Below are 6,951 nucleotides of genomic sequence, written 5' to 3' on the forward strand. Positions count from 1 at the left end.
CACTCGCGGTCCCCTGCGCTGGATTACTCCCCGGCGCCGACCCACTCGACCGTACCGTCGCTGAAGAACTGTTCCTTCCAGATGGGCACTTGCGCTTTGATCCTGTCCACGAGCTCCGAGCACACTGCGAAGGCTTGTCCGCGGTGTGCAGCGGCAACGGCGCAGACGAGCGCAGGTTCGCCAATCTCCAGCAAGCCGATCCTGTGTGCTGCCCAGATCCGGACAGGCTGGGCAGCCTCCCCCGAGTGCTCCGCCACAAGCTTAGCCACGACGTCGGCCATGACCTGGTGCGCAGTGGGATGGGCGCTGTAGCTGAGCCTGTCGACAGGCTTGCCGCCGTCGTGGTTCCGGACCACACCGCTGAAGCTCACCACCGCTCCCGCCGTATCCGATTCCACGGCTGCTATGGCCTGGTCCACGGAAATCGGCTCCGCGCTAAGGATCGCGCTGATGACTTCGAAGTCGGTTTCAGTGGTCATGACTTCCCTCCAATTGATCGCAAAGGTGGGCGATGACGGGATCAAGAACGGCAAGGCCGTCCATCACGCCCTTCGGCGAACCCGGCAGGTTCACAATGAACGTCTTCCCGGCTGTACCGGCATGGCCTCGGCTCAGCATCGCCATGGGGGTCTTGGCGGCTCCGGCGCGCCGGATGCCTTCCATGAGCCCCGGTATTTCGCGATCCAGCAAAGGCAGGGTGACTTCCGGAGTGCGGTCATCGGGGCTCAGCCCGGTGCCGCCGCTGGTAATGACGATGGCGGGTTCCAGGGTCAGCAGCGCACGGATGGCGGCACCGACCGGCTCGCCGTCCGGCACCACCATGACGGGGAAGGTCTCGTAGCCGTGTTCGACCAACCAGTCCAGGATCACGGGGCCGCTCTTGTCCTCGTAGATTCCGGCCGCGGCACGGTTGGACGCAATGACGACGCCGGCCTTCCGCGGGCCGCGGGCGGGTTCGCAGGCGTTCATGCGCTTTCTCCTCCGCCGGGCACGCCGGACGAGGTGGGAATGGCCCAGTCGCCGCTCTTTCCGCCGCTCTTGGCCAACACCTGGATGCCGCTGATGACGGCGTGCTTATCTACTGCCTTGATCATGTCGTAGACGCTCAAGGCAGCCACCGAGGCCGCAGTCAAAGCTTCCATCTCCACGCCCGTGACGCCTCTGGTCTTCACCGTTGCCAGGACGACCACCGTGTCCGGACCGAGCTCGAAGTCCACGGTGACCTTGGAAATCGGCAGCGGGTGGCACAACGGGATGAGTTCGGGCGTCTTCTTGGCTGCCATGATGCCGGCAACGCGCGCCACCGCAAGGGCATCGCCTTTCGGAAGCTCACCGGCGCCGAGCAGGGTGAGCACCTCGGACGTGCTGTGGACGGTGGCAGTGGCGGTCGCCTCCCGTGTGGTCACGGCCTTTTCGGAGACGTCGACCATTTGGGCAGTTCCATCCTGGCGCAAATGCGTAAGGGCGCCGCCATCATGGCGCAAGTGGGTGAGGCCGCCGACGATGCTTGCGGGGTCTGGAGTGTCATTCACAACATCCATACTTCCACTTCCGCCCCGGCGTCGAGTTCCGTGACTGCTGCAGGCACCTGGACCAGCGCGTTCGAGTTGGCGAGCGCATGGATGAGATGGGAGCCTGGACCCCCTTCAAGCCTGACCGTTCCGCCGGGAAGAAGGGTGCCCCGGCGGACCTGGTGCTTACCGGCCGGCGAGGTCAACGACTCCGCAAGGCGCGCCTGCAGGCTCGGCCGCAATGCAGGGCTGCCCACGACGGCGGCGAGCACCGGGCGAAGGAACATTTCGAAGGACACGAGGCAGCTCACGGGATTGCCCGGGAATCCCAGGAAGGGCAGTCCGTCGAACGTTCCGATCCCTTGGGGGCCGCCCGGTTGCATGGCCACCGACACGAAGTCAACCGGCTGGTCCATCATGGCCTGCCGGACCACTTCGTAGGCGCCCTTGCTGACGCCTCCGGTGCTGACGATGAGATCGACGGTGCCGCCCAGGCTGCGAAGGAGCGCCAGCAGCTCGGTGGGATTGTCGCCGCTGATTCCCGTCCGCGTGACGTGGAGGCCGGACTGCAGCATGGCGGCTTCGAGCAGGGTTCCGTTGGAATCGTAGATCTTGCCTTCCGGCAGGGACGTACCGGGTTCCACGACTTCATCGCCGGTGGTGACCAGGAGCACGCGCACCGGCGTGCGGACCTCGACGGCGGTCATCCCCAGGGCGGCGAGCAGCCCCAATTGCCCGGGTCCGAGGGCCTTTCCCCCGCGCAAGGCAACGGTTCCCGCGGTGATGTCGCTCCCGGCGTCGCGGACGAACGTTCCGGGCTCAGTGGTGGGAAGGCGGACGGTTGATGGGACACCCCGGACGGGAAAGACATCAGGCACTGCCTGTTCGATGGGCACGACGGCGTCGGCACCCTCGGGCATCATGGCGCCGGTCATGATCGGGGCTGCGGTGCCAGGCATGAGCCGGGCCGGTGCCGCGCCGGCCGGGACGGGATCCACGACCGTCAGCTCCGCACCGGCGTCGCTCCCTGCGTGGGGGGCGAGGTCCGCTGCGCGGACGGCAAAACCGTCCATCTGGGAGTTGGCGAACGGCGGCAGGCTGAGCGGGGCCAACACGTCCGCGGCAAGTACCCGGCCGAGCGCCCCTATCAATGGCAGCTCTTCGGTGCCGTCTATGTGTGCAAGGCCGGACAGCAGCTCCTGGACGGCTTGACGGTGGGCTGCGACGGATCGTGCCACGAGGGTTCCTCCCGGGTTGTTTCGCTCAGACCTACCCAGCCTAGTGTCAGTTTGCAGTGACATGGATGGTGTGGAACCCCGTGGCGCCGTCCGGTGCCACGGGGGTTTGGGCTTCGGGCTGCGGGGTACCCGTGGCATCGGTGGCACGGACCTGGACTTCATGGTTCCCTGAGCCCAACTCAAGGCCCAGCTGCCATTGGTACCACGTGTCCGACGAGATCCCCGGGGCGAGCTTGGCTTCCTGCCAATTGCCGCTGTCGACGCGCAACTCCACGCGGGAAACGCCGCGGTGTTGAGCCCAGGCGACACCGCCGAACTGGACCGTTCCGGCCTTGACCGAGCGGCCGTCCCGGGGCACATCGATGCGGGACTGCGTCTTGATGGGACCGTGGTCGCTCCAACCTCGCGGAACCCAGTAGCCCTGGTCGTCAGCGAAACGGGTCACCTTCAGTTCCGTCAGCCATTTGGTGGCCGAAACATATCCATAGAGGCCCGGGACGACCATCCGGACGGGGAAGCCGTGCTCCAGCGGCAACGGTTCGCCGTTCATTCCGACGGCGAGGATAGCGTCGCGGTTGTCGGTGAGCGCTTCGAGGGGGGTTCCGGCGGTCCAGCCGTCAGTGCTGCGGGAGAGCACCATATCCGCCCCGGGCTTTGGTCCAGCCATGGCGAGGAGTTCGCGGACCGGCCAGCCCAGCCAGAGGGCGTTGCCGATCAGGTCTCCGCCGACTTCGTTGGACACGCAAGCGATAGTCACATAGCGCTCGATCATCGGCTTGCTCAGTAGCGTGGCGAAATCCAACTGGACTTCGCGTTCCACCAAACCGGTCACCTTGAGGGTCCAGTCCGGCGGATTCACGGCCGGCGGGATCAACGCAGTGTCGATCCGGTAGAAGTCCGGGTTCGGTGTGACGAGCGGCTGCAGACCCGCCAGGGTGAGTGCCGCGCCGTCGGGAACCTTTTGCGGTGGAGCCACAGGGGCGGGCAGGGCCACCCCGCGGCGGAAATCGGATGCCACCGTTCCCGCCCTCCGCACCAGGGTGGTGATGATCCCTGCCGCTGCCGCTGCGATCGCGGTTCCACCCAGCAATTGCATGAAGCTTCGGCGGGCCAACGGCATGTCGGCTGCTTCGGGCACGGGTCGCCAGGTTTCGAGCCGCTGGATCAGGAGCCGGAGGAAAAGCATGGTGACGATGGTGGCCACGACGGGGGCGATTGCCGCAGTGGGCGCGGCTTGGGCACGGGTCAGCACGGAAGCCAGCCCCGCCGCTCCGGCGAGCAGGGCAAGCGCCAGCCCCGCTCCCTTTCGCCGATACTCCAGGAGGCCGGCGACCGCGGCGAGGACGAGGGTCACCAGGGCGATACTGACGATCAGAGCAAGTTTGTCAGCAGTGCCGAAAAGGTTGACGGCCAGTTCCTTGGCCCAACCCGGCACAGCGTCGATGACCACGCCGCCCAACGCGGTGACGGGCGAGACCGACGGGCTCAGGAACCCGGCCAGCAACTCGCCGGCCGCCACCCCGAGTCCGATGGCCACCACGCCGCACGCCGCCGCCCATCGGGCCGCCGTCCTGGTACTGGCTTTCTTCGAAGTGGTCCTGCTCATGATGTGCCTGCCTGTTTGGGGCTCTCTGCCGGAATGGTGTCCGCGTGAACTGTCTGCGTCGGAGATACCTCGGCGCGGGATGGGGTTGCCTGCGCACCCGAGGGAAGGCGGAGCGTGAAACAGCAGCCCTCGCCCGTGTTCGCCACCGTGACCGCGCCACCATGCGCCTTCACGATGCCCGCCACCATGCTGAGCCCTACGCCTGCCCCGCTATACCGCGGCGGGCCCCCTTCGACGGGCTTTCCCGCTCCCCTGGAACGATCCTTTTGCCAACCGGTCTCGAAAACGTGGGCGAGGTCCTCGTCGTCGATGCCGCCGCAGCTGTCCACGACGTCGACGACGGCGTCGCTTCCGTCGCGTCCAACGCGGACCAAGACCCCGCCGTCGGGCAGGCTGTAGATAATCGCGTTGAGCAGCACGTTCCGGACGGCCCTTCCCAGGCTCGGGCCGTCCGCGACGGCCATGCACTCGCGGTCGCCGCCGCCGTCGAGCCGGATACCGCGCTGCGCGGCGAGCGGCGTGAGGTCCGCGATGGCGTCGCTCACGAGGTCGTAGAGGTCCAGGGATTCTGCGCTCAGCCGGAGCGTTCCCGCCTGGATTTTGGAGAGTTCCAGGAGGTCGTTGACCATAACGGCCATCTGGTCCGTCTGGGCGATGATCTTGCGGTAGTACGTTGGGACGTCGGAGGCCATGCCGTCTTCCAGCGCTTCGGCCATGGCCCGCATGCTGGCCAAAGGGGTCCGGAGGTCGTGCGAGATCCAGGAGACCAGTTCGCGGCGGGCGGTTTCGACGGCGGCTTCCCGTCGCCGGGATTCCTCGAGTTTGATGCTGCTCGCTTCGAGTTCCTGGGCGAGCTGGGCAAGCTCGGAGTTCATTGCCGGTCCGGACCGCCGCGATCCTGATTGTGCCAGGAAGGAGCCATCGAGGGCTTCTCCGCTGCCGAGGCGTCGCGTTGCCGCCACGAGCCGGATGGCGTTGCGGGACACCCCGGCCCCGAGGACGAGGGAAATCGCTATTGCCACGGCCGAGGCCACCCCGAGGATGTACCACATGACTTCGAGGTCCACTGCGGAAATGAACATCGCATTGAAGGCGCTCACCATCCCTGCCACGAGAACGGCAACGGTGGCCACCACCACGAGGCAGATCTGTACCAGGATCGACGCGCCGCGCAGGAAACGCAGCAAAGCAAGGGTCAAGGCGCCGATGAGGACAGCCCACAGCAGCATCCAGCCCAGGATCGTGAACATTTCAGCTGCCTGCATGTCCACCTTCCTTCGCGTCAAAGCGGTAGCCGACTCCCCAGACGGTCTTGAGCAGCACCGGGGTGGTGGGGTTGTCCTCGATCTTTTCGCGTAAGCGACGGACGTGGACGGTCACGGTGGACAAATCCCCGAAGTCCCAGCCCCATACTGCCTTGATGAGGTCCTCGCGGCTGAACACTTGATTGGGCCTGCGGAGCAGGAAAGCCAGCAGATCGAACTCGCGCACCGTAAGCGTCAGGGGCTTGCCGTCCTGGAGGACTGTGCGCGAGGCCGGATCCAATTCGAAGCCGGCGAGCTCGACCGGAGGTTCGGGGCTGAATTCGCGAATGCTCCGGCGCAGCACGGACTTCACCCGGAGGACCAGCTCGCGGGGTGAGAAGGGTTTGGTGACGTAATCGTCCGCTCCGGTTTCCAGGCCCAGGATCCGGTCGTCTTCCGTGCCAAGGGCGGTGACCATGATGATGGGAACGCTCATAGCCAGGCGCAGCCTGCGGCACACTTCCACGCCGTCGAGTCCTGGCAGCATCCGGTCCAGGATGACAAGGTCGGGCCGCCTGGCGGCCGCGAGGCTCAGTGCGGTGAAGCCGTCGCCCGCGAGATCGACCTGGAAGCCAGCCTGGACCAGGTAGTCCCGGACGACGTCGGCAATGGTCTGTTCGTCTTCGACCAGCAGAATGCGGCGATTGCCGACGTCGGCAGGGTGCGGGGCGGACTGCGTGTTCACACCTTCAGCATAGATTCGCATGGTGCCCGCGGTATGTGTTCCGGGCGCCCCCGGGCCAACCGTATGCATTCCGTAAGAAGTCACGCCTTTCCTTGCCTTCCACGGGAGCTGACGACGAACGTGACCGGTGGGCGATATCACGCTCGGGGCCTGCCTGGCGTAGCCTGAACCCATGAGTGTTCAGCTAGGCATGCCGTTGCCCGCTTCGGGCGATGGGACGGGAAGCAGCGTTTCTGCGCCCCCGCCGCGCCCTGCAGGAACTCCCCCGGGCCTGTTCGACCGCTACGGACGCCGGGCCACCGACATGCGCTTGTCCCTGACCGACAAATGCAACCTCCGCTGCACGTACTGCATGCCTGCCGAGGGCCTCGAATGGTTGTCCAAGCAGGCCGTCATGACCGCCGCCGAGATCGTCCGGCTGGTGCGGATCGGCGTCGAACAGCTCGGGGTCCGCGAATTGCGCCTCACAGGAGGCGAGCCCCTGGTCCGTGCCGACCTGGTGGACATCATCTCGGCCCTCCGCGAGGCGCACCCCGAGCTGCCGATCTCCATGACCACCAACGGCGTCGGATTGGACAAGAAAGCGGCGGCGCTCAAGGACGCCGGG

8 protein-coding genes are annotated in these 6,951 nt (G+C 66.4%); 1 reads left to right on the forward strand and 7 read right to left on the reverse strand.

The window, feature by feature from the left end; all coding sequences use genetic code 11:
* Window positions 1-23 precede the first annotated feature (23 nt).
* Genes AB4074_RS16270 through AB4074_RS16300 form a run of 7 tightly spaced genes read right to left on the reverse strand, consistent with a single transcriptional unit; the run spans window position 24 to window position 6,365 of the window.
* Window positions 24-479 (reverse strand): molybdenum cofactor biosynthesis protein MoaE, encoded by a 456-nt coding sequence (locus AB4074_RS16270; protein WP_236816685.1) that lies wholly within the window; start codon window positions 477-479, stop codon window positions 24-26.
* The gene (locus AB4074_RS16275) at window positions 469-969 is read right to left on the reverse strand and encodes a MogA/MoaB family molybdenum cofactor biosynthesis protein (RefSeq protein WP_441414313.1); all 501 of its coding nucleotides are present in this window, start codon (window positions 967-969) and stop codon (window positions 469-471) included. Before AB4074_RS16275 ends, AB4074_RS16270 begins: the two co-directional genes overlap by 11 nt.
* Window positions 966-1,541, reverse strand: coding sequence for a cyclic pyranopterin monophosphate synthase MoaC (gene moaC, locus AB4074_RS16280; protein WP_441414314.1), 576 nt, complete (start codon window positions 1,539-1,541; stop codon window positions 966-968). Before moaC ends, AB4074_RS16275 begins: the two co-directional genes overlap by 4 nt.
* Window positions 1,529-2,812, reverse strand: coding sequence for a molybdopterin molybdotransferase MoeA (locus AB4074_RS16285; protein WP_441414315.1), 1,284 nt, complete (start codon window positions 2,810-2,812; stop codon window positions 1,529-1,531). The genes moaC and AB4074_RS16285 overlap by 13 nt, the downstream gene beginning before the upstream one ends.
* Window positions 2,796-4,355: a molybdopterin-dependent oxidoreductase gene (locus tag AB4074_RS16290; RefSeq protein WP_441414316.1), complete on the reverse strand. Its 1,560-nt coding sequence runs from the start codon at window positions 4,353-4,355 to the stop codon at window positions 2,796-2,798. The genes AB4074_RS16285 and AB4074_RS16290 overlap by 17 nt, the downstream gene beginning before the upstream one ends.
* Complete coding sequence (locus tag AB4074_RS16295) at window positions 4,352-5,620, reverse strand: sensor histidine kinase (protein WP_441414317.1); 1,269 nt, start codon at window positions 5,618-5,620, stop codon at window positions 4,352-4,354. The genes AB4074_RS16290 and AB4074_RS16295 overlap by 4 nt, the downstream gene beginning before the upstream one ends.
* Complete coding sequence (locus tag AB4074_RS16300) at window positions 5,607-6,365, reverse strand: response regulator transcription factor (RefSeq protein WP_441414320.1); 759 nt, start codon at window positions 6,363-6,365, stop codon at window positions 5,607-5,609. The genes AB4074_RS16295 and AB4074_RS16300 overlap by 14 nt, the downstream gene beginning before the upstream one ends.
* 151 nt (window positions 6,366-6,516) lie before the next feature.
* Here AB4074_RS16300 and AB4074_RS16305 point away from each other — a divergent pair.
* On the forward strand, window positions 6,517-6,951 hold a 435-nt coding region (locus tag AB4074_RS16305; RefSeq protein WP_441414318.1), incomplete at its 3' end, for a radical SAM protein.

This window comes from Arthrobacter sp. 2MCAF14, from assembly GCF_052115645.1.
GTDB lineage: Bacteria > Actinomycetota > Actinomycetes > Actinomycetales > Micrococcaceae > Arthrobacter.